Origin of the sequence: Terrisporobacter othiniensis, from assembly GCF_000808015.1 — a bacterium.
GTDB classification, from domain to species: Bacteria; Bacillota; Clostridia; order Peptostreptococcales; family Peptostreptococcaceae; genus Terrisporobacter; species Terrisporobacter muris.
In genome coordinates, this window is record NZ_JWHR01000093.1 from 1 (window position 1) to 24967 (window position 24967).

Consider the following 24967-nt stretch of genomic DNA (forward strand, 5'->3'; position numbering starts at 1 on the left):
TCTGTAATATATATATTTTTCTGCTTAATGGATCTATCAATAATTTTTGTATCAAAATACCTTTCTAAGTTTTTAATATGGTTACTAACACTTGGCTGAGATAAATTAAGGTATTTGGCAGCCTTAGTAAAGTTTTTAAATTCAACTACAGATATAAAAGTTTTTAATTCTTCAATCAAAATATACTTCCTCCTATTATTAATGATATAAGTCAATATAATAAGTATAACTTTAACTCTATTATTATAACCATTAATTTTACTTATTATTATCATAAAAAATAGTTATTTTACTTATTATTTTAAACATATTATACTATTTTTGGAGATAAAACAATAAAAAGATAAGAAAGGAAAAATAAGACAACAATGGGAAGAAATATTATGACTAAAATAAAAGATATACTACCTGGTCTTTTGGTAGCAATTATGGTGGCAATTATTAGTATGTTTTTAGGAAAATTTGTACCATCCTTAGGGGCTGCTTCTATAGCCATTTTTTTAGGTATGTTTGTTGGTAATATATTTTTAAATCAAAAAGTTTTTCAAAGTGGATACAAATATTCTGAGTCTGATTTATTATCATATTCGATAGTTTTACTTGGAGCAACTCTTAGTATAAGTACAATTTCAGAAATAGGGTTTAGCGGAGTTGTTTTTATTATATTACAAATGACAGTTACTATTATAGGAACTATATATATAGGAAAAAAATTAGGATTTGGTGAAAACTTTAGATTTTTAATGGCAAGTGGTAATGCCGTTTGTGGTTCTTCTGCCATAGCAGCAACAGCGCCAGTAATAGATGCTAAGGATGATGAAAAAGGTATAGCAATAACAATAGTAAATGTTACAGGAATTATTTTAATGTTTGTATTACCTGCCATAGCTAAGTTTATATATAATAATGATTTACTACATACATCAGGCATGATAGGTGGTATATTACAATCTGTCGGACAAGTTGTTGCCAGTGGGGCTATGGTAAATGAAGGTGTTAAGGATCTTTCTACAATATTTAAAATAGTACGTATTATATTCTTAGTATTTGTAGTTTTTTCTTTTGGTCATATAAAAAATAAAAATAATAAAGAAATAATAAACGAAGAGATAGAAGAGGTTGAGGAGAAAAAAATAAAAGTACCATGGTATGTAATAGGATTTTTCATAATGTGTGGCCTATTTTCCGCTCATATAATACCAGATAGCTTATCAGCTATGTGCAAAGAAATAAGTCATGTATTAGAAATAATAGCCCTAGCAGCTATAGGACTTAGAGTTAATATAAAAGATTTAATTAAACAAGGAAAAAATGCATCATTGTATGGACTATTTGTAGGACTTTTACAAATTGTTTCAGCTATAGTTTTAATGGCTGTATTATTATAATTAAATAAAAAATTAGCTTCGAATATCTTGTCAAGATATTGGGACGTTGCTAAAGTTGATTGAAAGTCATATTAAAAATGTTATTTTAATATGACTTTTTTGATTACTTAAATTAAGAAAAAGTAAATGTGACGAAAATGTAAGTTAAAATGCCTATTATATTACTTAATCTTACGAAAATGTAAAGGCACCAGGAAAATAATTAATGTATACTATGCTTAGTTAAAAGATTGCGAGGTAATTAAAATGAAGGTATTAATATTTACAGGGGCATTTGGAATGGGTCACTACTCAGCAGCACAGGCTGTTAAAGAAGAAATATTAAAAGATAAACCAGAGGCAACAGTAATTATAATCGACATGATAGAGTATATATTTCCAAAACTTAGTAAACTAATATACGATTGTTTCAATTTTATGGTTGATAAGTTTTCTTTAATTTATAATTGTTTTAATAAAGTTGTAGCAAAAAGAACTAGTGTACCACTTAAAAAATCAGTGACAAAAAAAATAGATTTATTATTAAAAAACAATGATGTGGACTTAGTAGTTTCTACTTTTCCTGCATGCTCTCAATATTTTTCTGCATACAAAAAAATGAGAAATTCTAATATTCCTCTTTATACTTATATTACAGATATATCTGTAAATGAGGAATGGATTAGTGAAAAAACAGATATGTATTTTGTAGGTAGTGAGATAACAAAAAAATCACTTTTGTGCAAAAGTGTGGAAAGTGATAAGATAGTAATTAGTGGAATTCCTATAAGACAAAAATTTAAGGAAGAAAAAATAATTGGAAAAATAAAAGATAAAAAAGAAGTATTAGTAATTGGTGGAGGTTTAGGCCTTATTCCATGTTCTTTGGATTTTTTAGAAAGTCTTTCAAAAGATGATAATGTAAAAATAACCTTTATTGCCGGAAAAAATAAAAAACTACTAGAACTTATAAAAAATAAGTACCCTAATATAGAGGCAATAGGTTATACTGATAAAGTTGATAAATATATGAAAAAAGCAGATTTGATAATTTCAAAATCTGGTGGAATAACATTATTTGAAGCTCTTTTTAGTGAAACGCCATTATATGTTATTAGACCATTTTTATATCAGGAAATAGGAAATGCTAAATATATACAAGATAGTTGTATTGGTAAAGTAGTATGGACTAAAGGTGTGGATATTTATGAAGATGTAACATCTTTGCTAAATAATGAACTGCTTTTAGAAAGTATGAAAGAAAATATACTACTTGAAAAAGAAAAATTACAAAGTGCATCACCACTTAATTACTATTATGGAGGGTTAAATGCATGTTATTAAAAATTATGATAATATTGGCAATAATATTGCTGTGCTATAGTATTGTGCCAACTTATCTATATAAACTTCAACATAAATTAACAAAGAAAAATAAGTTAAATGAAAAAGTACTTTATTTAACTTTTGATGATGGTCCAGATGAAAAGTACACATCTTGTCTTTTGGATTTGTTAAAAAAACATAATATAAAGGCAACTTTTTTTATGGTAGCAACTTTTGCTAAGAAAAATCCTATAATAGTAAATAGAATGAAAGAAGAAGGTCACTGTATAGCTCTTCATTCTTTTGAACATAAAAATGCATTATTTCAAAGTAAAGCATACACTTCTTATGATTTTGAACAAAGTGTAAAAACAATGAAGGAACTTGGTGTTGATGTGAAGTATTATAGACCTCCTTGGGGGCATTGCAATATATTTACAAATTATGAAGTAAAAAGGCACAACCTAACTAAAATATTGTGGGATGTTATGGCACAAGATTGGGAAGGTAATACAACAGCTGATATTATATGTGATAAATTATTAAGAAGAAGTAAAGATGGTAGTATAATATGTTTACATGATGGACGTGGCGAAAACGAGGCACCATCAAGAACTATAAAGGCCTTAGAAAAAGCAATTCCAATATGGAAGAAAGAAGGCTATAAATTTTTAATTATGGAGGATTATTATGAATAAAAAAGTTTCGCCAAAGAATATGTTAAAAAATGGTGGACTATTTATTGGGTTAATTTTATTAACCTTTTATATAATTTTTAAAAATAATAATATAGAAGAAATTATAAATACAATCTCTTCTCTTAATATAAGTTATACTACTATAGGTATAGTTTGTAGTTGTACTTTTATTATTTGTGAAGGTATAAATATAGGTAGAAATTTAAAACTTATGGAGTATGATATTAATTTTTTTACATCGATAAAATATGCAATTGTAGGATTATTTTTTAGTTCTGTAACACCTTCTGCATCAGGAGGACAGCCAATGCAAGTTTATTATATGCATAAAGATGGAATTCAAGTATCACATTCATCTTTGGCACTGCTTATGGACCTTGCTAGTTTTCAATTTGTAACAGTAACTATGGCTATAGTTGGATATATAGCTGAGCATAAATTACTAGTTAATACATTAGGGAGTATAAAATATTTAGTTTTATTAGGAATTATTTTAAATACATTAGTTATGCTACTTATATTAACAGCAATTTTTTCAAAAAGATTTATAGGAAAGTTTATCGATTTTATTTGTTTTATTTTAGGAAAGATTAAATATAAAAAAGTAGATAAATTTAAAGAGATGGCAACAGAGCAGGTAAAAGAATACAAAGAAAGTGCTAAGTATTTCAAGGAAAATAAACTTACAGTTTTGAAAGTTTTGATGACCACAACAGTACAAATAGTGGCTCTTCATAGCGTACCATTTTGGATATATAAAGCATTTGGCTTAAGTGGGTATTCTTTAACTACAGTAGTTATGTTACAAGCAGTTTTATATATTAGTGTATCTGCTTTACCGTTACCTGGAGCTGTAGGAGTTAGTGAAAGTGGATTTATGGTTATTTACAAAACTTTATTCCCAGCTCAAATTTTAAGTTCAGCCATGCTTGTAAGTAGAGGAATAAGTTTTTACTTATTAGTATTAATAAGTGGTATATTTATTGCAGGTACTCACATTTTAAATATTAAAGGAAATCACTATGTTAAAGTTACGAGAAAAAGAAGAGGTGAAAATTTTGACTTATAATATACTTGTTGTAGAAGATGATATAGATATAATAAAGCTACTAAAAATTTATCTTGAAAGTGATGGACATAGAGTTATGTCTGCACAAAACGGAATAGATGCTTTAAATATAATAGAAAATATAAAGGTAGATTTAGTAGTTATGGATATTATGATGCCTAAAATGGATGGTTATGAGTTAACTATGCAAATTAGATCAAAATATACTATACCAATAATTATTTTATCTGCTAAAAATGAAGATGATGATAAAATTCTAGGGTTAAATTTAGGTGCAGATGATTATATAACAAAGCCTTTTAATCCAATGGAAATAGTGGCAAGAGTTAATTCTAATTTAAGAAGATTTTATCATTTTAATAAAACTATTGTAGAAAAAGAAGAAACACAATTAATAGTAGGAGACTTGACTTTAGATACACAAAAATTAGCTTTATTTAAAAGAGGAGAAGAAGTTATTGTAACTCCTACAGAGTATAAAATTTTGGCTCTTCTTATGAAAACTCCAGGGAAAGTATATACCAAATTACAGATGTGTGAAGCAATTAATGGGGATTATATTGAAAGTGATAATAATACTATGATGGTTCATGTTTCTAGGCTTCGTGAAAAAGTGGAAGATGATTCGAAAAATCCTGAGTATATTAAAACTGTAAGGGGGATTGGTTATAAAATTGAAAAAAAATAAAAGTAGATTTTATACAATTTTAGTTAGAAACTATATTTTTTTTACAGGTATTATTGTAATTTCTATTATATGCATATTGAAAGGTGTAAATTATGAAATAAAAAATATTGTTAGTGAACCGATGGTTAAAGAATTAGTAGATTATGCGAGTTTAATTCGTGATAAGGAATCTGGCAAAATTAATAAGTCACGTATAAAAAAATTAGCAGGAAAAGATAGCTTTATTCAGATTTTAGATAAGGATAATAAAGTTATCTATGAAAGTGATCCTAACAAAGTTAATAAAAAATTTACAGATGAAGAGCTGAAATATATACATGATTATTATGATAATCCTTATATTGATATTCAAAAATATAAAAATGATAAAGGCAAGGAAAATATATCAGTATCCATAACTTATTATGATGAAGAGAATCATATACATAATCAGATTTATGTTGTAGATGAAAAATTAAATTTAATATATACAAATACAGGTGATAATAAAAAAACTTTTACCAAAGATGAATTTAAATATTTAACAGGAACCTATTTAAAGGGATATGATATTAGAAAATATTACTTCAAAGATAAATATAATGAGAAGATGACACTTTTAATATATACTCCTTCTCTTAGTAATGAACTTTATAGTAAAATTGAGTTAACCTATATAGCTGCATTTATAATATTTATATTCATTTATATTATTTTAATAATAGTATTCATTTTTTGGTTAAATCACAAAGTAAAAAGACCTATAAATATTTTGAATGAAGCCATTATAAAATTTAAAAATGGAGAGCGTGAAAACTATTTAGAATGTGAGGGACCACAAGAGTTTTGTGATATTTGCATTAGTTTTAATGATATGTCAAGAAAGCTATACAATAGTGAAATTAAGAGTAAAAGCTTGGAAGAAGAAAAACAAAAAATGCTTGCAGATATTTCTCATGATTTAAAAACTCCAATAACTGTTATAAAAGGATATTCAAAGGCTATTTGTGATGATCTGGTTTCAGAAGAAGAAAAAAATCAATACCTTATGACCATATATAGGAAAGCTGATGATTTGGATGAATTGATTAATACTTTCTATGAATATAGTAAATTAGAACATCCAGATTATAAACTTGTATTTGAAAGAATTGATATATGCGAATATGTAAGAGTTTATCTTGCAGGAAAGTATGAGGAACTGGATATAAGAGATGTTGAAGTAGATGCTGATATTCCTGATGAGCCTATTTACTGTAATATAGATAGATTTCAACTAAAGCGAGTATTTGAAAATATTATTAACAACTCATTGAAACATAATGATAAAAACCTAGCTATACTGTTTAAATTAGAAAAAGATTATGATAAAGTAAAAATCAATATTGCTGACAATGGATACGGTATTCCTGAGGAAATAAGTAAAAATATATTTGAACCTTTTGTAGTAGGAGAAAAATCACGCACAAAAAAAGGTTCAGGTTTAGGACTAGCTATTAGTAAAAAAATAATAGATGCTCATGGTGGAAGCATAAGTATTGTAGAACCTAGAGAAAACTATAAAACTGAATTTGAAATTATGATTCCTAGGGAAGTATAATAAAAGCATGGAGTAGTATTCTAAATAGCTCCATGCTTTTTTTAACCTTAAACAATAATATTATAAATAGTTGTAGTAATAAAACATACAATAAAAGCTATAGCTGTAGGAATTAAAAATCCTAATACAGTCCACTTTGTACTATTTGTTTCCTTCTTTATAGTTAGTAGAGTGGTAGCGCATGGCCAGTGAAGTAAGCTAAATAACATCATATTCAAGGCTGTTAAATAAGTCCAGCCATTGTTTCTAAGAAGCTCACCAAGGGCTGATAGTTCATCAAATTCAATCATTTTACCCGTAGCCATATAACTCATAATCAAAATAGGTACTACGATTTCGTTGGCAGGAAAACCTAGTATGAATGCCAATAAAATAAAACCATCAAGTCCTATTACTTTACCTAAAGGATCTAAAGCTTTGGCGGCATGAGACAATATACTCATATCTCCAATGTAAATATTGGCAAAAATCCATATGATAATTCCTGCTGGAATAGCTACAGTAACAGCTCTTCTTAGAACAAACAAAGTTCTATCCATAATCGAAGTGTAGATCAATCTTCCTACTTGAGGTGGTCTGTATGGTGGAAGTTCTAAAGTAAAAGTTGATGGAATTCCTTTCAACAAAGTCTTAGACAACAGAAAAGAAACTAGTAAAGTAGTAAGTACACCTACAATTATTAATAAAGTAATGGAAAGGGCAGTGACACTACTAGATAAAAAATTGCTACTAATAACTGAGCTGAAGAATATACTTGATATGGCTATTAAGGTAGGAAATCGTCCATTACAAGGAACAAAGTTATTAGTAAGTATGGCTATCAATCGCTCCCTTGGAGAGTCGATTATTCTACAACCAATAACTCCTGCAGCATTGCAACCAAACCCCATACACATAGTCAAACATTGCTTTCCATGACAACATGCCTTCTTGAATAAATGGTCTAAATTAAAGGCTACTCTAGGAAGATATCCTAAATCTTCTAGTAAGGTAAATAAAGGGAAGAAAATAGCCATAGGTGGTAGCATGACAGATACAACCCAAGCTAAAGTTCTATACATTCCATAAGTTAACATTTCATTTAACCATAGGGGAAAACCAATGCTATTTAACAAAGTATAAATTTTTGGTTCGATAGAAAATAGAAGATCAGAAAGCATGGCTGAAGGTACGTTGGCACCTTCAATGGTAATCCAAAGTATTCCACAAAGTAGTAATAACATAAGTGGAATGCCTAAGATTTTAGAGGAGACAACTTTATCAATCTTTTCATCTCTATCTATGGCGTTTTTATTAGTAATTGTCACAACTTCATCACTTATAGCCTTTGCATAGTCATAAGTTGTCTTGGTAAAGTGACTTCTTATTTTACTTTTATCAAAAACATCGGGCATTTTACTTTTAACATTATTTAATTCATTCAAAATATCATTTTCTGTATAATCATTTAAAGACGTTAAAATACTTTCATCGCCATCAATCAATCTAAGACCCAACCATCTAGGATTAATTGCAGGGATTATATTTATCAAATCTTCTTTAATGGAGCCAACTATACTTTCAATTTCTTCATCGTAGTATACAGGTTTATTTTCAAACTTATATTCATTTTTTACAACTTTATTTAAAGTTTCTTTAAGGTCTTCCATACCTAGTCCACTTCTGGCAGCAGTCAAAACAACAGGAATACCAAGTTTATCTTCAAGCTTATTCTTATCAATTTTAATACCTTTTTTATTTGCTTCATCAAGTAAATTCAAACATAAAACCACATTGTCTGTCAGTTCCATTACTTGAAAAAGAAGATTTAAATTTCTCTCTATACAAGTGCTATCACAAACAACAATAACAGCATCAGGACTTCCAAAACAAATAAAGTCACGAGCAACTATTTCCTCTTGTGACAGAGGAAATAAAGAATAAGTGCCAGGCAAATCTATAAGGCTGTAATTAATATCTCTATAAGAAAAATCCCCCCTAGCAGTACAAACAGTTTTACCAGGCCAATTACCTGTATGTTGTTTTAAACCAGTTAAATAATTAAAAACTGTACTTTTTCCTGTGTTTGGATTACCAGCTAAAGCAATCATAAATTCATTATCTTTTTTTTCTATATGAAAAATGTCTTCTAAAGATTTTATTTTAGTAGATTGTTGTGTCAAACCCATAATGTTATCCCCCTAAAATAAATAATTATTAAATATATGATACTAAGATTAAATTACTTTCTTCTTGGCGTAAAGCAATCTTACTACCCCTAATGTTGTAAACTGTTAAATTGTTTTTTGGACCCTTTCTAAGAACATCTATCTCAGCTCCTTCAGTTAAACCTAAAGCAAGCATTCTTTCTTTTAAGTTTCCCGTAGAAAGTAAACTCTCAACCTTAACAGTATTTTTCACCTTGATGTCTGTAAGTTTTTTCATATTGCACCCCCAATTAATTGATATCTAAAAATTAGCAGAGTCATTACCTAAGATGATCCTCAGCATATAGCTCAAGATAAGTGACAAACTTCACAAATAAGGTTTGTTTTAAGCAACGGACTTGCATGAAGCTGAGCAAAAGCATGTCGTTGACGATACGAGCGTAGTGAGTTTTAGCTTAGGCTAACATTCTTAATTTAGATTATGCACATATGACTAAAAGTGTTCGAAAAAGGTAGTAATATTTAAAACTTATTAAAAATATAAAATTATAGGAGGGGGTTTTGTGAGTAAAAGAGAAGATTACTACACTTTTAATGAGTATATGAAAAATAATAAATTAACACCTAGCGAAGAGGATTATATTGAGATGATTTACAGATTAAATCTTGAAAATGATAAAGTACAAGTTAAGGATATCTCTAAAAAACTCAATATTAAACCACCCTCAGTAACAAAAATGATAAAAAAACTAAATGATAAAAATATGTTAATTTATAAAAAATACGATAACATTGAATTAACATCTTTGGGAGAAAGTGTTGGAGAAAGACTTTTAAATAGACATAATACCATAAAAAAATTTTTAACTATTATTGGAATAAAAGAGTCTATTCATGAGGAAACAGAGACTATAGAACACACAATAAATGTTGAAACGTTGATAAAAATTGAGGAGCTAATTAATTTTTTTAGGGAGAATGAAGATGTTTTAAAAAGGCTTAAATCCTATCAAGAGGAAAATAAAGATTGAAGGGTGATTTCATGAAATTAGAACATATTTTAAAAGATATAGAAAAAATTTTATTATTAGGTCCTAAGGATGTAGAAATAAAAGGGTTAGAATACGATTCAAGAAATGTAAAAGAAGGGGATTTATTAATTTGTATTAATGGTGCTAATGTTAATGGACATAAATTTATTGAAAGTGCAAAGGCTAAAGGTGCAGTTGCATTTATAATTGAAGAAGATGTCCAAAAAGACGATGGATTTACTTATATAAAAGTAAAAAGCACAAATGAAGTTATGACTATTCTAGGAAGAAATTTTTATGAAGACCCAAGTGAAAAAATAGAATTAATAGGAGTAACGGGTACCAATGGAAAGACTAGTGTGGCGACTTTTTTAAAAGATATACTTAGCCAAGATGATAAATGTGGTTTTATTGGAACTACAGGTATATTTGATGGGAGAGATAATTATTTAAATAAAAATACAACTCCCAATAATATTGAAATTCAAAAAAGTCTAAATAATATGGTTAAAAATAATTGTAAATATTGTACTATGGAAGTTTCATCACATGCTTTAGCTTTAAAAAGAGTGGAAAATTTAAAATATAAAATAGGTATATTTACAAACTTAACAGAAGATCATTTAGACTTTCATAAAACCTTTGAAAATTATAGAAAAGCAAAAGAATCTTTATTTCACATGACCACAAGTGCAAATATTATTAATATAGATGATGTGAATGGAAGAATAATATTAGACAGTATTAAAGAATTAGAAGTGCCATATTACACCTATGGAATAAATTATGAATCTACATTTACGGCTAAGAATGTAAAGCTTTATGAAGACAAAACAGTATTTACATTACTTGGACCAAATAATTTTGAAACTAAAGTAACTTTAAATATGGTGGGACAGTTTACAGTTTATAATTGTTTAGCAGTTATTTGCGCTTGTTATGTATTAGGTATGGATATAAATGAAATTGTGAATCGAATAAGTAAATTAAAAGGTGTAAATGGTAGGTTTGAAAGGGTGGATAATAATAAAAATATTCATGTATTTGTGGATTATGCTCATACGCCTGATGCCCTGGACAATGTTTTAAAAAGTATAAAAGCATTTGCAAGAGGCAGAATAATTACAGTTTTTGGATGTGGTGGAAATAGAGAAAAAGAAAAAAGACCTCTTATGGGAAGAATAGCTCAAAAATATTCAGATTTAGCTATAATAACCTCAGACAATCCAAGGTATGAGGACCCAAGTGAAATAATAAAAGATATATTAATAGGGATAGATAAAAATAAAGAAAACTACATTGTTACAGTAGATAGAAAAGATGCTATTAAAGAGGCAATTCAAAGAGCAAAAGAAGGAGATATAGTACTTATAGCAGGTAAAGGTCATGAAAATTATCAAATAATTAAAGACGAAATAGTTGAATTTGATGATAAACTTGTTGCAAAAGAGATTTTGAATAATATGGATTAAAAGAGTTTAGGTATAAAATAAAAGTATGAAAAATTAAATGTAAATATTGAAATGGATAGTAAGTAGATTATTAAAAGAATTAAATTTGAATATATAATTAAAGTAAAAAAACAAGAAGAATGATAAGTTCTACTTGTTTTTTTTTGAAAGGTTATTTATTTTCTAATAATTTATGTGATATCTTATTTTTTTCAAACCATCTAATAGCAAAATCTTTAAAAAGAGTTTCATTTTTACTAAGTCGTCTATTTTTTAATTGTGATAAGAAAATATTTGCTGAGAAAGAGTTTTGCAAATGGCAAATATGTATGCTATTATCAATATTTTTTTTGTAAGATAAAGCTACATTATAAGGAAGTAGTGTTATACCTATATTTTCACAAACTAAAGCTAAAAGTGTTTTCGTTTGAGAGTCTATATACAAAGTGTTTGGAAAATAATTAAGATTGCCCCAAGTATTTAAAAATACATTATGTAAATAATAATCTCCATTGACGCAAATATATTTTTCCTTAGCTGTATCGAAAATATCTACAGAAGATCTTCCAGCCAAAGGGTGCTTTTTAGATGTTACAAGGACCAATTCATCATCAATTATTTTGTGAAGACTTAAAATATTTTTATGCTCATAATGGGAATTAATAAATCCTAGATTTAACATGGATTCATTAATGTATTCAATAATTTTACTATTAGACCTTTCGATTAAATCTACTTGAATATTAGGATATTCCATTTGAAAGTCTCCAATAAGAGATGCCACACCATATTCCACCATGGTATCTATTACTCCAATGGAGATAGAACTGCTTTCTTCACAAGAATATTTTTTCATATCTAATAAAATATTTTTATAATCTGCCATAGATTTGTGTGCGAACTTATAGAACTCTTCTCCTGCATCAGTGAGTTTTATACTTCTATGCTGTCTATTAAATAGCTCAACTCCAAGTTCTTTTTCCAATGATTTTATATGTTTTGATATTGAGGATTGAGATATATATAATTCTTGTGATGCTAGGGTAAAATGATTATACTTTACTATGGCTAAAAAAGACTTTAATTGTTCAAAAGTCATAAAAAATCCCCCTAACCTAAACCTATATCTTCTATTATAACAGATAACATGAGTTCTAGGGTGCACAATATATTATAATAAATTGAAGTTGAGGTAATTTAAATGACCTTCTCTTATTAAGAGATAAATTTGACAAAAAGTGATATACTAGATTTAATTTAAAAGTTTTTGGAGGCATAAAATTGAATAGTTCAGTGAAAAAATTAACAGAAGCTGCTATATTATCATCGGCTTTTATTATTATTACAATGATAGCTTTATCTACAGGATTAGGGTATGGCTTATATTTAGATTTTGGGGTACCAATAATATTTGCATTAATTTATTTTAGGTGTGAATTCAAATATACATTAATGTGTGGAATAAATAGCGTTGTTTTAATTTTATTTGTTCTTGGTAACTTTGCAGCGGCCATATTAGTTAGCCAAAGTTTTCTGTTAGGATTATTATGTGGTTATTTAATATTAAAATCATCAGAGATTTTTGATGATTTGTATTTAGGGGCTATAATTGGCATTATATTTATGGTATTAGTAGATATTTATGCTAAAAATATTATAGGATATAGCTTTATGCAAGAATTCCAAGGATACATAGATTATGTTAAAAATAATCCAGCAATACTAGATAGATTAGAAAATTTATTGCCATTTATTAAGATTAATTTAGAGGTTATTTATTATTTACTTATAGCCATATTCCCATTTGGAATGGTATCTTGTATATATTTCCTATCTATAATGTGTGGAAAAAGACTTAGAATTTTAAATGAAAATGCAAAGAGAAAATACTTTATGATGAGATCCATAAGAAGCTATGGAAACTTTATGTGTATAAAAAAAGAGTATTTTTATTATGGATTGGGATATATTATTTTAGTTAACTTGTTAAGGATTAGTAATGTGAATATGACCAATGTTTATTTAAAAACAATACTTACTTGTTTGGAATATTTATCATACTATTTTATTTTCAGGGACACGCATATATTAATAGGAAATTATATAAATATTAAATATAAAAAGAGAAGCTTAAATTTATTATACTTTGGTGTTACAATAGTTTCTTTGTTTAGTATTTTTAGAATTACATTTTTAGTTTATGTGATAGTAGCAGTATTTATGGATAAAAAATTTGACTTAAGAAAAAAGCAAAAGTATATTGTGGATATTCATACAGAGAAATTAATAAGTACATATAAGATATAAAATTTCGCTAAAGTTGTTACTTAGAATTTAATTTTTAAAAAAATAATATGGAAAAATTTAAAAATATATTGCTAATGAATAAAAGTAATGTTACAATTTTATCATAATTTGAATATGAAATGGATCTATGAAGATCACAAAAAAGCCATGAAGGTGAATATACTTTCGTGGCTTTTTTTGTTAAAAATTAAAAATTATAGGGAAACATGACAAATTATAGGGAAATATAATATGAGGGGGCTAAAGAAAAATGAAATTAAAGAAAAATATTGCTAAGCTATTATCAATGGTATTATTAGTAGGAACTCTAGCAGGATGTTCTAATACTTCAAATGAGGGCTCTGATTCTTCAAAAAAATCTGGAGTTGAACAAAGAAAAGAAAATAATGAGTTAGTAGTTGCTGTTGGAGCAGAACCTGAAGCTGGGTTTGATGCAATAACTGGCGGACATGGATCTATAACTAAGCTGTTTTTCTCAACATTAATGAAAAGAGATAAAGAACTTGGATGGGAAAATGATTTAGCAAAGGATTATAAAATATCTGATGATAAATTAACTTGGACAGTTACAATAAGAGATGATGCTAAGTTTACTGACGGAAAAACTTTAACTGCAGAGGATGTTGCATTTACATATCAAACAACTAAAGACAGTTCAACAGAAGTTGACTTAACAATGATTGACAAAATAGAAGCTAAAGATGATACTACAGTAGAATTTAAACTTAAAAGACCAATGTCTACATTTATAGAAAAATTAGGTGCTTGTGGTATAGTTCCTAAACATGCTTATGATGATGCATTCAAAGATAACCCAATAGGATCTGGACCATACAAATTTGTAGACTGGGCAAAAGGACAACAAGTTATAGCAGAAGCTAATGAAGATTACTATGGAGATAAACCAAGTATAAAAAAATTAACTATGGTATTTTTAGAAACTGATGCAGCATATGCTGCTGTAAAATCAGGTGATGTTGATATGGCAACTATAAATGGAGACCTTGCTAAAGAAAAAGTTGAGGGAACTGAAATTTTAGACATACCAAGTATAGAAACTTATGGTGTGGAATTCCCAATGGTTGCAAATACTGGCAAAAAAACTGAAAGTGGAAATGAAATAGGAAATAATGTTACAAGCGATGAAGCAATAAGAAAAGCATTAAATACTGCTGTTGATAGACAAGGAATGGTTGATGGAGTTCTTAATGGATATGGAACAGTATCTACAACTGGACTTGAAAAAATGCCTTGGTTAAATGAAGAAACAGTACTTGATGAGTCAAAATACAATGATGTTGATGCTGCTAAGAAAATATTAGAAGATGGTGGATGGAAAGATAGTGATAATGATGGAATATTAGAAAAAGATGGAACTAAAGCATCTTTCAAATTATTATATACTGCTGGAAACTATAGACAAGCAATGGGATTGGAATTCCAAAAAGTAGCTAAAGAATTAGGAATAGAAGTAACTTTAGAAGAAAGAACTTGGGATACAATAGTGGAAGATATACACAAAGAAGCTGTATTATTTGGATTTGGGTCAGGAGATCCATCAGAACTTTATAACTTATACTATGGTGGAGCTGCAAATACACCAGTTGAGTGGGATAATGCAGGATTCTATGATAATAAAACTGTAAATAAATACATAGACAAAGCTTTAGAGAGTGAAAATGAAGAAGAAGCTCTACCATACTGGCAAAAAGCTCAATGGGATGGAAAAACTGGTGCTTCAGCTATAGGTGATGCTCCATACTGTTGGTTAGTAAATGCAAATCATGTTTATATAGTAAGTGAAGGATTTGATATAGGAAATCCAGTTGTTCAACCTCATGGTGGAAGAATTTTTGATAATGTTACAGAATGGTCGTGGAAATAAGACAAAATAATCTATATAATGTAAGTAGAGGACATTCTTTTAGGATGTCCTCACATTAGAATATATGTGAAAATTCCATTCTTTCCTTGAATAAATACATTGGTATTTGTTCAAGGAAAGAATGGAATTTATAAATGCGAAGATTGCAAAAGGGGAGTTTATTGGATGAAAAATAGTAAAAATATAGGAGTTTTCCTATCAAAAAAAATTATAAGATTAATAACATTATTAGTGGCTCTCTGCATAGTTACTTTTGTGTTGATGGAGCTATCTCCAATAGACCCAGTAACAGCTTATGTGGGGGCTAGTACAAAAGTAAGTGCAGCACAAAGAGAATTAATTGCAGAACATTGGGGATTAAACCAACCACCAGTGGAAAGATTTATGTGTTGGTTCAAATCAATTATTCAAGGAGACTGGGGAACTTCATTAATTTATAGAAGACCAGTTCTAGAAGTTATAGGTCAAAAGTTTAAAGCATCTCTATATTTAATGATGATAGCCTGGGTTATTTCCGGCTTATTAGGTTTTGTAATGGGAATAATCAGTGGTACTAATGAAAATAAAGTAATAGATAAAATAATACGTGGATACTGCTATATAGTTATATCAACACCAACATTTTGGCTAGGTATTTTATTTATTATGGTATTTTCTGTTTCTCTTGGATGGTTCCCAGTAGCCCTGGGAGTACCAATAGGTGTAAGTTCAGCTGATGTGACCTTTACGGATTTAGTCAGCCATATAATTCTTCCTGCATTCACTTTAAGCCTTATAGGTGTTTCTAATATTTGCTTACATACTAGAGAAAAAGTTATAGAAGTTATGAATAGCGACTATGTTTTATTTGCAAAAGCGCGTGGAGAAAGCAAAAGAAGTATAATTTTTAACCATGTAATAAAAAATGTTTCACTTCCTGCCATAACACTACAGTTTTTATCATTTAGTGAATTGTTTGCAGGAACAATATTTGCAGAGCAGGTATTTTCTTATCCAGGATTAGGTCAAGCAACAGTATCAGCAGGACTTAAGGGAGACTTACCTTTACTTATGGGAATAGTAATAATCAGTTGTATATTTGTTTATAGTGGAAATGTGATTGCGGATTTACTATATAGAATAATAGATCCAAGGATTAAAGGAGGGGAAGCGGCATAATGAGTGAATTAAATAGCACTGTGAAAAGAAAATCTTCCCCATTTGAATTTGGAATTAGAGAGAAAACAATACTTTCCCTAGTAATATTTATAGTATTTTTTATAGCAATACTTATTGCAGGGAGTGTTATTGATCCAGAAAAGTTTAGTATTGATTTAATTAATAAAAGTCAAGCACCTTCAATGACTCACATATTTGGAACGGACTGGATAGGAAGGGATATGTTTTTTAGAACATTAAAAGGACTAAGCATAAGTATGAAAATAGGAGTTTTATCTTCTATTATAAGTGGAATTATTGCTGTGATACTAGGTATCATAGGGCCTACTTGTGGAAAAAAAGTAGATTCAGTTATAACTTGGTTTATAGATTTAGTCTTATCAGTACCTCACACTTTAATAATAATATTAATTTCCATGGCAGCGGGTGGAGGACTAAAGGGAATAGTTCTTGGGGTATCATTAACTCACTGGACGTCACTTACTAGAATAATTAGAGCAGAAGTTATGCAAGTAAAAGAATCTGATTATACAAAAATAGCAAGAAACTTTGGAAAATCAAATTTATATATAGCTAAAAATCATATTTTACCTCATGTAATACCACAGCTTTTAGTTGGAATAGTATTAATTTTCCCTCATGCTATCTTACATGAAGCCTCAGTAACTTTCTTAGGATTTGGTCTACAATCTCATGAACCAGCTATAGGAATTATTTTATCAGAAGCTATGAAATATTTGACTAGTGGAAAATGGTGGTTAGCATTTTTCCCAGGTATATCTTTAGTTTTAGTTTCTATGATGGTAGATAATATGGGTAAAAAAATAGGAAAATTAATTGATTCTAAAACAGCGTATAACTAGGAGGTAGTCATGAATAAGGAACCAATTTTAAGTGTTAGAAATTTGGAGATATGTTTTAGTCAGTACACAAAAGGATTAAAAAGAATAGATTCAAAAGCTATAAATAATTTAGATATTGATTTATACAAAGGTGAAATATTGGCAGTTGTGGGATCTAGTGGCTCAGGTAAAAGTTTGCTTGCTCACTCCTTACTTGGAATACTACCTAGCAATGCGGTTACAAAGGGAGATATAACTTACAAGAATGAGCCCTTAGATGAAAAAAGAAAAGAAAAACTTAGAGGAAAGGAAATTGTGTTTATTCCTCAATCAGTTAACTACTTAGATCCATTAATGGAGGTTGGAAAACAAGTTAAAATTTCTATAAAAGATAAAAAGAAAAGTAATAGCATACTTAGAAATGTTTTTAGCAAATATAATTTAGAAGAAAAAGTGGAAAAATATTATCCTTTCCAGCTATCAGGTGGAATGGCAAGAAAGGTGCTACTTTCTAGTGCGCTAGTTTCTGATTGCGAAGTAATAATAGCAGACGAACCAACACCAGGTCTTGATGAAAAGTCTTTGAACGAAGCATTGAAAGATTTTAGAGATTTGGCTGACAGTGGATGTGCATTGCTTATAATTACTCATGATATATCTGCAGCACTAAAAATTGCAGACAGGGTGGCAATATTCTATGGGGGTACTACTTTGGAAATTGCAAAAGCAGAAGACTTTAAAAATGGTGGAGAAAATTTAAGACATCCATATACAAAAGCACTATTTAATGCACTACCTAATAATAAATTCCAATCAATAAAAGGAAGTCAACCGCTGGCTAGTGAACTACCTGTGGGATGTTTATTTTATGATAGATGTGAAAAAAGAACACCTGATTGTGAAAACATAAAACCTGAAATGAAAGAAATAAGAGATGGAAAGGTGAGATGTTTATATGCTACTTAAGGCTGAAAATATTAACTTTAAATATAGAGGAGATAAATATATATTAAAAGATATAAATTTATCTGTGGATAGTAGTGAAATCGTTGGAATAGTTGCACCTAGCGGATTTGGAAAAACTACTTTTGCTAAAATCCTGGCAGGATATATAAAACCTGATAAAGGAAGAGTTTCTTTGGAAGGGTGTGAAAGTGAGAAGTCAGGATTTAACCCAGTGCAATTAATTTTTCAACATCCAGAAAAATCAGTAAATCCAAAATGGAAGATGATAAAAATTTTAAATGAAGCTTATGAAGTAAGTGATGAAATGATAGAAGCCATGGGAATTAAAAAAGAATGGCTAAAAAGATGGCCAAGTGAACTTTCTGGTGGAGAGCTGCAAAGGTTTTGTGTTCTTAGAGCACTTAGTCCACAGACGAAATTTCTGATTGCAGATGAGATGACCACAATGCTAGATGCCATAACTCAGGCTCAAATTTGGCAGGTGGTGATTAAGTACTGTAAGGATAATGGAATTGGGCTTATTGTTATTAGTCATGATAAGGATCTTGTAGCTCGAGTTTGTGATAGGGTTATTAACTTAGAGAACAATAGGGAAGTAGATAAGCTTATGGAAGTTAATGAGAATATAGTATAAATAAAAGTAAATTTTTATTTATGAAAGAATATATAAGGGTGTTTCACTAAAAATAGTGGAGCACTCTTTTTTAATATTAAAAAATTATAATTTATATGTTTTGTGAAGACATTATAATTTTCAACTGCAAATAATAATATAAAAATTTGGGGATATATATTATTAGAGAAAATAATACTTAGATAAATATTGTCTTTATAATACAATGACGAAAGGATACGCTAAAAATGGAAGTAAATGCTTGGAGAGACTTTAAAGATGGAATTTGGCAGGATAAAATAGATGTTAGGGATTTTATACAAAGTAATTACACTCCATATGAAGGTGATGATAAATTCCTAGCTGGAGCCACAGAAAATACTAAAAAATTATGGTCACAAGTAATGGAATTAAATGAAAAAGAAAGAGAAAATGGTGGAGTATTAGATGTGGATACTCATACTGTATCTGGAATAAATGCTTATAAAGCAGGATATTTAAACAAAGATTTAGAAACTATAGTAGGTTTTCAAACAGATGAGCCATTTAAAAGAGCAGTAATGCCTTTTGGTGGTATAAGAATGGTGGAATCATCTTGTAAAGCATATGGATATGAGTTGGATGAAGAGATAATAGAAATATTTTCTAAATACAGAAAAACTCATAACCAAGGTGTTTTTGATGCTTATACAAAAGACATGAGACTGGCAAGAAAAGCAGGTATTATTACAGGTCTTCCAGATGCTTATGGTAGAGGAAGAATAATAGGAGATTATAGAAGAGTTGCTCTATATGGTGTGGATAGACTAATTGAAAATAAAATAGTTGAAAAAGATGAATTAGACGATGAAGAAATGTCAGAAGATGTGATAAGATTAAGAGAAGAACTATCTGAACAAATAAGAGCATTGGAACAATTAAAAGAGATGGCTGAAATTTATGGATTTGATATTTCTGTGCCAGCAATGAATGCAAAAGAAGCTATTCAATGGGTATATTTTGGATTTTTAGGAGCAATAAAAGACCAAAATGGTGCAGCTATGTCTCTTGGTAAAACTTCTACTTTCTTAGATATTTATATTGAAAGAGATTTAAAATCAGGATTAATAACAGAAGAAGAGGCACAAGAGATGATAGATCACTTTGTTATGAAATTAAGACTTGTTAAATTTCTTAGAACACCAGATTACAATGAATTATTCTCAGGGGATCCAACATGGGTAACAGAAAGTATAGGCGGTATGGGTCTTGATGGAAGAACACTTGTAACTAAAAACTCTTTTAGAATGTTAAATACACTTTATACACTGGGGCCATCTCCAGAACCAAACTTAACAGTTTTATGGTCCACTAGATTACCACAAGGATTCAAAGATTTCTGTTCAAAAGTTTCTATAGATACAAGTTCAGTTCAATATGAAAATGACGACATGATGACAAACTACTACGGAGATGACTACGCCATAGCTTGCTGTGTATCAGCTATGGGTGTTGGTAAACAAATGCAGTTCTTTGGCGCTAGAGTAAACTTAGCCAAAACACTGCTTTATGCTATAAATGATGGTGTAGATGAAAAACTGGGAACACAGGTAGCACCTAAATTTGGAAAAATAGAAGGCGAATACTTAGATTACGATGAAGTTTTAGAAAAGTTTGAACATTATACAGATTGGTTAGCAAAACTTTATGTAAATACATTAAATGTAATACACTATATGCATGATAAATATTGCTATGAACGTTTACAAATGGCTTTACATGATAGAGATATAGTTAGAACAATGGCGTGTGGTATAGCTGGACTTTCTGTTTGTGCAGATAGTTTATCGGCTATTAAATATGCAAAAGTTAAACCGATAAGAAATGAGCAAGGTATAGCTGTTGATTTTGAAGTGGAAGGTGACTTCCCTACTTATGGTAATAACGATGATAGAGTAGATAGTATAGCAGTTTATTTAGTAGAAAGCATGATGAATAAAATAAGAAGGAATAAAACTTACAGAAATGCTATCCATACTCAATCTGTTCTTACTATAACTTCAAATGTGGTTTATGGTAAGAAAACTGGTGCAACTCCAGATGGTAGAAAAGCAGGAGAACCATTTGCACCAGGAGCTAATCCAATGCATGGTAGAGATAAGAGTGGTTCACTGGCATCACTAGCAACTGTTGCCAAACTTCCATATAATCACTCAATAGATGGAATATCAAATACATTTTCTATCATACCAAATGCTTTAGGAAAAACAGAAGAAGAAAGAATAAGAAATTTAAGTAGTTTGATGGATGGATATTTCTCACAAGATGCTCATCACTTAAACGTAAATGTACTTGTTAGAGAAACTCTACTTCATGCAATGGAACATCCAGAGCAGTATCCACAACTTACAATTAGAGTATCTGGATATGCTGTAAACTTTATTAAGTTAACTAAAGAACAACAAATGGATGTAATTAATAGAACATTCCATGAAAAGATGTAATTGAATATAAAATAGATAAGTAACAGAAATGATGACAGCCATGACTAGGTAGTATTGTAAAAAGTGTGTATTTTCCCATTGGAGAATACACACTTTCAAAAGATCCTTATGTATCTACTTTGTTTGCGCCATATCTAATCTCATGGATGAATAAGCATAAAGGTGATGTAAATATAGAGTATAGTGATATTACATCTAAATATCATATGTATGTAGTACAAGGACCTAAATCAAAAGATATGATAAATTCACTGGTAAAAGAAAACATAGATGAGGTCCCAAGTGAAGATAGTGGAATGATGAGAAACATAATGTCTTTTCAACTATAGGTAAAGGAATATCCACCAAAAGTTTAATAAATCTTAATAGTATGAAAATAAGAGATTAAAATTTAGGTTATTATTTTATTTATACATAAATCTCTAAAAGTCAAAACAAATCCCAAAAATAGATTAGAACAAGAATTCATATGAAATGCTTTCATTTTTTCATATAATGTAATAGTAAAGGAGGTGTAAACAAAAGATATTCAAATACTATTTGATGCAAATAGAATAAGAAAAATGAAAAAAGGAAGTATATTGTTAAATGTGGGAAGAGGAACATCTGTAGATACAGAGGCCTTATGTGATACAATAGAAAGTGAGCCTCTATCTGGGGGGGGACTTGACGTAGTCAATCCAAAACAACTACTTAGTAATCATAGACTTTAGAATTTGAAAAAATGTTGTTATAACACCTTATATCTCTGGATGGTACAATTTAGAAGAAAGATATGAACAAATATTTGATATTAGCTTAGAGAACTTATAAAGATTTTTAAGTAATGAAAAATTGTTTAATATTGTAGATTTTAATACAGAATATGTAAATATGCTTATCTAGTTATTAAAGAATACTACACTTAGTTTATGATAAGTCAGGGGGAGTTAAGAAACATGAATATATTGATTGGAGTTTTAATACCTTTTTTTGGAACAATACTGGGAGCTGCTTGTGTTTTCATAATGAAAAAAGAAATTAATGAATTAGTTAATAAAGGTTTACTGGGGTTCGCATCTGGTGTAATGATAGCCGCATCAGTATGGTCTTTAATTATTCCATCTCTTAATATGAGTAGCAATATGGGAAAATTATCATTTATACCAGCAGCTTTAGGAATTTCTATAGGCATAGTATTTATGCTTTTATTAGATATTATAATACCTCATATACATTCTAATAATGACAAACAAGAAGGATTAAAAAGTGAAAAAATAAAAAAAACAACAATGCTTGTATTGGCAGTTGTTCTTCATAATATACCAGAAGGAATGGCAGTTGGAGTAGTTTTTGCAGGGATTATGGGGCAAGATAGCGTTATAACAATAGCTGGAGCTTTCGCACTTTCTATAGGGATTGCAATTCAAAACTTTCCAGAAGGTGCTATAATTTCAATGCCACTTAGAAGTGAAGGCTTTAGCAAATCAAAATCATTTTTATATGGAGCATTGTCTGGAGTAGTGGAACCTATTGCTGCATTATTGACAATTCTATTTTCATCAACTATTGAACCATTAATGCCATATCTTTTATCTTTTGCTGCTGGTGCTATGATTTATGTCGTAGTAGAAGAATTGATTCCAGAATCATCTGCAGGAGAACACTCTAATATAGGAACAATTGGATTTGCGCTAGGTTTTGTAATAATGATGATTTTAGATGTGTCACTTGGATAAAATTTTGTATAAAAAACATATTAGTTAATATATATAATGGACTGTCTCAATATACGTTTTAATTGTATAAAGAGGCAGTTCTTTTTTACTTACAAGGAATTTAACTCTCACTGTTTCAATACATTTAGAAATATTCCTAGTAATTTAATTAAAGACCTCGTAAGTGTATTGGTTACAAAACACTTGTGGAGGCCTTTGCTGTAGCATAAACATAAAGTGTTGAACTTGAGTTGACGATTTAGCATATAATATAATAGTAAAGGATGTGTAAACAAAAGATGACTAAAAACGAAAAAATAGAAATAATAAAAAAGGCCTCAAAACTACTTTTAAACAACAACAAAGAAAAAGCTTTAGAAATCATAAATAATCAGTACAAATTTGAATATAAAAAATAGAAAAAAGAAGTTATAGTGATAGACAAAAACTAAGAATCTTTATAAGACATAGATTTATTGATAGGTATAGTGGAGACAAATTATTAAAGTCAGGTATTCTAAAAGTTTTCTCCACATACTTTCCAAAAGAATTTCCATATCATAGAAACGGGAAAATGGACGAGACCTACATGGCTTATTGGTAACTGGTACCTACAATAGACCATATAAATTCCATAGCTACAGGTGATAAAGATGAAGACGATAATATAATTAAGACATCTCAATTAAATAATTCAATAAAATCAAACTGGACATTAGAACAGTTGAGATAGAAAATTTATGATACTGGAGATAGGTAACATAGTCAAGTAGTAAGGCGAATGTAGTTATTTTACTATTTCTTACAATAGTACTAAAAAATAGCTCTATTAATTTTATATTAACTAATAAAGCTATTTTTTATGCCAACTAAATTAACAAATCAAAGACTTAATCCCAGCACTTATTGTACCTTCCAACATACCACCATGATAGGAAATAACTTTACTTATAGGTAGTTGTGAGACCTTTTTTACAGAATTAAGGTAAGTTTCATTATCAAAATTTAACCCTTTATTAGTAAGTTCCAATAAATTAAGTTGTATATTTAATAAATTGCCTGCAATTAAAAGCTCTTCGTCTTTTATATATAAACTAACATGACTAGGTGTATGACCAGGTGTGGATATCACTTTGATATTGTCAAAATGAGGAGTAATATCATTATCATTTAATTTTATATGAACTAAAAATTTATTATCAAGTGAAGGAGCCATAACTATAACATCTGGTATAGCATTTACAATATCTTTTGTACAACCTAAATTGTCAAAACCTTTATGTGTTAAAAGTATATAGCTTAAATATCTTATATCAAGTCCTTCCTTATAAAAGGCAGTTTTGATAGTTTCAAACTCTCCTGGATATGCACTGTCAACTAAAAGCATTTTTCCTTTATTCATAATTACTACAGGATAAGTAAATTTATCCGGATGCATTTTCGTTGGAATTTTTAGCATATATATATTGTCATTTACTTTCATTTTGCCTCCTATTTTTCTGATTTATATATATTATCGGAAATGTGAGCTTTATTATGTTGATAAAAAAATAGCAGAAAAGTAGATAATTTTAAAAGTTTGTAAAAAAGTATAATTTTGAGTAAGATCGTTGTCTGAAGTGCCGGCAAAATGTTTCGCCGACACGTCGCTCAAGCGAAG

General features: G+C 29.0%; 23 protein-coding genes. 18 read left to right on the forward strand and 5 right to left on the reverse strand.

Translation table 11 applies throughout. The features are described 5' to 3' along the window. The coding region (locus QX51_RS21670; protein WP_334291546.1) for a helix-turn-helix domain-containing protein at positions 1 to 275 on the reverse strand (275 nt) is incomplete at its 3' end. A gap of 108 nt (positions 276 to 383) precedes the next feature. Between QX51_RS21670 and QX51_RS10145 the strand changes: the two genes are divergently transcribed. From QX51_RS10145 to QX51_RS10170, 6 genes are all read left to right on the forward strand, one after another. Next, a complete protein-coding gene (locus QX51_RS10145) occupies positions 384 to 1388 on the forward strand; it encodes a YeiH family protein (RefSeq protein ID WP_139045042.1) in 1005 nt (334 codons plus the stop codon). Between the two features lie 246 nt (positions 1389 to 1634). Further along, positions 1635 to 2711, forward strand: coding sequence for an MGDG synthase family glycosyltransferase (locus QX51_RS10150; RefSeq protein WP_039679805.1), 1077 nt, complete (start codon positions 1635 to 1637; stop codon positions 2709 to 2711). Continuing rightward, positions 2702 to 3391: a polysaccharide deacetylase family protein gene (locus QX51_RS10155; protein ID WP_039679806.1), complete on the forward strand. Its 690-nt coding sequence runs from the start codon at positions 2702 to 2704 to the stop codon at positions 3389 to 3391. The genes QX51_RS10150 and QX51_RS10155 overlap by 10 nt, the downstream gene beginning before the upstream one ends. Further along, entirely contained in the window at positions 3384 to 4460 is a 1077-nt protein-coding gene (locus QX51_RS10160; protein WP_039679807.1) for a lysylphosphatidylglycerol synthase transmembrane domain-containing protein, read from the forward strand. Before QX51_RS10155 ends, QX51_RS10160 begins: the two co-directional genes overlap by 8 nt. Beyond that, a complete protein-coding gene (locus QX51_RS10165; RefSeq protein ID WP_052232988.1) occupies positions 4414 to 5148 on the forward strand; it encodes a response regulator transcription factor in 735 nt (244 codons plus the stop codon). Before QX51_RS10160 ends, QX51_RS10165 begins: the two co-directional genes overlap by 47 nt. Continuing rightward, entirely contained in the window at positions 5135 to 6727 is a 1593-nt protein-coding gene (locus QX51_RS10170; RefSeq protein ID WP_152607229.1) for a HAMP domain-containing sensor histidine kinase, read from the forward strand. Before QX51_RS10165 ends, QX51_RS10170 begins: the two co-directional genes overlap by 14 nt. A gap of 47 nt (positions 6728 to 6774) precedes the next feature. Here QX51_RS10170 and feoB read toward each other — a convergent pair whose 3' ends face one another. Both feoB and QX51_RS10180 read right to left on the reverse strand, forming a co-directional pair. Beyond that, a complete protein-coding gene (gene feoB, locus QX51_RS10175) occupies positions 6775 to 8895 on the reverse strand; it encodes a ferrous iron transport protein B (RefSeq protein WP_039679810.1) in 2121 nt (706 codons plus the stop codon). A gap of 28 nt (positions 8896 to 8923) precedes the next feature. After that, on the reverse strand, positions 8924 to 9151 hold the full coding sequence (locus tag QX51_RS10180; protein WP_039679811.1) for a FeoA family protein: 228 nt from the start codon (positions 9149 to 9151) through the stop codon (positions 8924 to 8926). A 286-nt stretch (positions 9152 to 9437) separates the two neighbouring features. Here QX51_RS10180 and QX51_RS10185 point away from each other — a divergent pair, with 286 nt between their 5' ends. Both QX51_RS10185 and QX51_RS10190 read left to right on the forward strand, forming a co-directional pair. Beyond that, a complete protein-coding gene (locus QX51_RS10185) occupies positions 9438 to 9905 on the forward strand; it encodes a metal-dependent transcriptional regulator (RefSeq protein ID WP_039679812.1) in 468 nt (155 codons plus the stop codon). Between the two features lie 11 nt (positions 9906 to 9916). Further along, positions 9917 to 11377 (forward strand): UDP-N-acetylmuramoyl-L-alanyl-D-glutamate--2,6-diaminopimelate ligase, encoded by a 1461-nt coding sequence (locus tag QX51_RS10190; RefSeq protein ID WP_039679845.1) that lies wholly within the window; start codon positions 9917 to 9919, stop codon positions 11375 to 11377. Positions 11378 to 11528: 151 nt separating this feature from the next. On the opposite strand, the gene QX51_RS10195 is transcribed toward QX51_RS10190, so the two are convergent. After that, a complete protein-coding gene (locus tag QX51_RS10195; protein WP_039679813.1) occupies positions 11529 to 12455 on the reverse strand; it encodes a LysR family transcriptional regulator in 927 nt (308 codons plus the stop codon). Positions 12456 to 12637: 182 nt separating this feature from the next. On the opposite strand from QX51_RS10195, the gene QX51_RS10200 reads away from it, so the two are divergent. The 10 genes from QX51_RS10200 to QX51_RS10240 all read left to right on the forward strand — a co-directional run bounded on the left by QX51_RS10200 (position 12638) and on the right by QX51_RS10240 (position 23328). Continuing rightward, positions 12638 to 13663: a YybS family protein gene (locus QX51_RS10200; RefSeq protein ID WP_052232989.1), complete on the forward strand. Its 1026-nt coding sequence runs from the start codon at positions 12638 to 12640 to the stop codon at positions 13661 to 13663. 250 nt (positions 13664 to 13913) lie between these two features. Further along, entirely contained in the window at positions 13914 to 15548 is a 1635-nt protein-coding gene (locus QX51_RS10205; protein ID WP_039679814.1) for an ABC transporter substrate-binding protein, read from the forward strand. Positions 15549 to 15713: 165 nt separating this feature from the next. Beyond that, positions 15714 to 16706: an ABC transporter permease gene (locus QX51_RS10210; RefSeq protein ID WP_039679815.1), complete on the forward strand. Its 993-nt coding sequence runs from the start codon at positions 15714 to 15716 to the stop codon at positions 16704 to 16706. Beyond that, positions 16706 to 17569, forward strand: coding sequence for an ABC transporter permease (locus QX51_RS10215; RefSeq protein ID WP_039679816.1), 864 nt, complete (start codon positions 16706 to 16708; stop codon positions 17567 to 17569). The genes QX51_RS10210 and QX51_RS10215 overlap by 1 nt, the downstream gene beginning before the upstream one ends. A gap of 9 nt (positions 17570 to 17578) precedes the next feature. Then, entirely contained in the window at positions 17579 to 18514 is a 936-nt protein-coding gene (locus QX51_RS10220) for an oligopeptide/dipeptide ABC transporter ATP-binding protein (protein ID WP_039679817.1), read from the forward strand. Next, a complete protein-coding gene (locus tag QX51_RS10225; RefSeq protein WP_039679818.1) occupies positions 18504 to 19148 on the forward strand; it encodes an ABC transporter ATP-binding protein in 645 nt (214 codons plus the stop codon). Before QX51_RS10220 ends, QX51_RS10225 begins: the two co-directional genes overlap by 11 nt. 227 nt (positions 19149 to 19375) lie before the next feature. Continuing rightward, positions 19376 to 21610: a formate C-acetyltransferase gene (gene pflB, locus QX51_RS10230; protein ID WP_039679819.1), complete on the forward strand. Its 2235-nt coding sequence runs from the start codon at positions 19376 to 19378 to the stop codon at positions 21608 to 21610. Between the two features lie 65 nt (positions 21611 to 21675). Beyond that, on the forward strand, positions 21676 to 21939 hold the full coding sequence (locus QX51_RS10235; protein ID WP_039679820.1) for a hypothetical protein: 264 nt from the start codon (positions 21676 to 21678) through the stop codon (positions 21937 to 21939). 204 nt (positions 21940 to 22143) lie between these two features. Continuing rightward, complete coding sequence (locus tag QX51_RS19990) at positions 22144 to 22323, forward strand: NAD(P)-dependent oxidoreductase (RefSeq protein WP_278246223.1); 180 nt, start codon at positions 22144 to 22146, stop codon at positions 22321 to 22323. Between the two features lie 225 nt (positions 22324 to 22548). Beyond that, on the forward strand, positions 22549 to 23328 hold the full coding sequence (locus QX51_RS10240) for a ZIP family metal transporter (protein WP_039679821.1): 780 nt from the start codon (positions 22549 to 22551) through the stop codon (positions 23326 to 23328). A gap of 853 nt (positions 23329 to 24181) precedes the next feature. On the opposite strand, the gene QX51_RS19510 is transcribed toward QX51_RS10240, so the two are convergent. Beyond that, a complete protein-coding gene (locus tag QX51_RS19510; RefSeq protein WP_052232990.1) occupies positions 24182 to 24790 on the reverse strand; it encodes an MBL fold metallo-hydrolase in 609 nt (202 codons plus the stop codon). Positions 24791 to 24967: the final 177 nt, after the last annotated feature.

Coding starts and splice junctions, on each gene's coding strand:
- QX51_RS10180 (WP_039679811.1), bottom strand. CDS start 9,151: ATGAAAAAACTTACAGACATCAAGGTGAAAAATACTGTTAAGGTTGAG.
- QX51_RS10160 (WP_039679807.1), top strand. CDS start 3,384: ATGAATAAAAAAGTTTCGCCAAAGAATATGTTAAAAAATGGTGGACTA.
- QX51_RS10210 (WP_039679815.1), top strand. CDS start 15,714: ATGAAAAATAGTAAAAATATAGGAGTTTTCCTATCAAAAAAAATTATA.
- QX51_RS19510 (WP_052232990.1), bottom strand. CDS start 24,790: ATGAAAGTAAATGACAATATATATATGCTAAAAATTCCAACGAAAATG.
- QX51_RS10205 (WP_039679814.1), top strand. CDS start 13,914: ATGAAATTAAAGAAAAATATTGCTAAGCTATTATCAATGGTATTATTA.
- pflB (WP_039679819.1), top strand. CDS start 19,376: ATGGAAGTAAATGCTTGGAGAGACTTTAAAGATGGAATTTGGCAGGAT.
- QX51_RS10145 (WP_139045042.1), top strand. CDS start 384: ATGACTAAAATAAAAGATATACTACCTGGTCTTTTGGTAGCAATTATG.
- QX51_RS10150 (WP_039679805.1), top strand. CDS start 1,635: ATGAAGGTATTAATATTTACAGGGGCATTTGGAATGGGTCACTACTCA.
- QX51_RS10165 (WP_052232988.1), top strand. CDS start 4,414: ATGTTAAAGTTACGAGAAAAAGAAGAGGTGAAAATTTTGACTTATAAT.
- feoB (WP_039679810.1), bottom strand. CDS start 8,895: ATGGGTTTGACACAACAATCTACTAAAATAAAATCTTTAGAAGACATT.
- QX51_RS10215 (WP_039679816.1), top strand. CDS start 16,706: ATGAGTGAATTAAATAGCACTGTGAAAAGAAAATCTTCCCCATTTGAA.
- QX51_RS10220 (WP_039679817.1), top strand. CDS start 17,579: ATGAATAAGGAACCAATTTTAAGTGTTAGAAATTTGGAGATATGTTTT.
- QX51_RS10155 (WP_039679806.1), top strand. CDS start 2,702: ATGTTATTAAAAATTATGATAATATTGGCAATAATATTGCTGTGCTAT.
- QX51_RS10195 (WP_039679813.1), bottom strand. CDS start 12,455: ATGACTTTTGAACAATTAAAGTCTTTTTTAGCCATAGTAAAGTATAAT.
- QX51_RS10240 (WP_039679821.1), top strand. CDS start 22,549: ATGAATATATTGATTGGAGTTTTAATACCTTTTTTTGGAACAATACTG.
- QX51_RS10190 (WP_039679845.1), top strand. CDS start 9,917: ATGAAATTAGAACATATTTTAAAAGATATAGAAAAAATTTTATTATTA.
- QX51_RS10225 (WP_039679818.1), top strand. CDS start 18,504: ATGCTACTTAAGGCTGAAAATATTAACTTTAAATATAGAGGAGATAAA.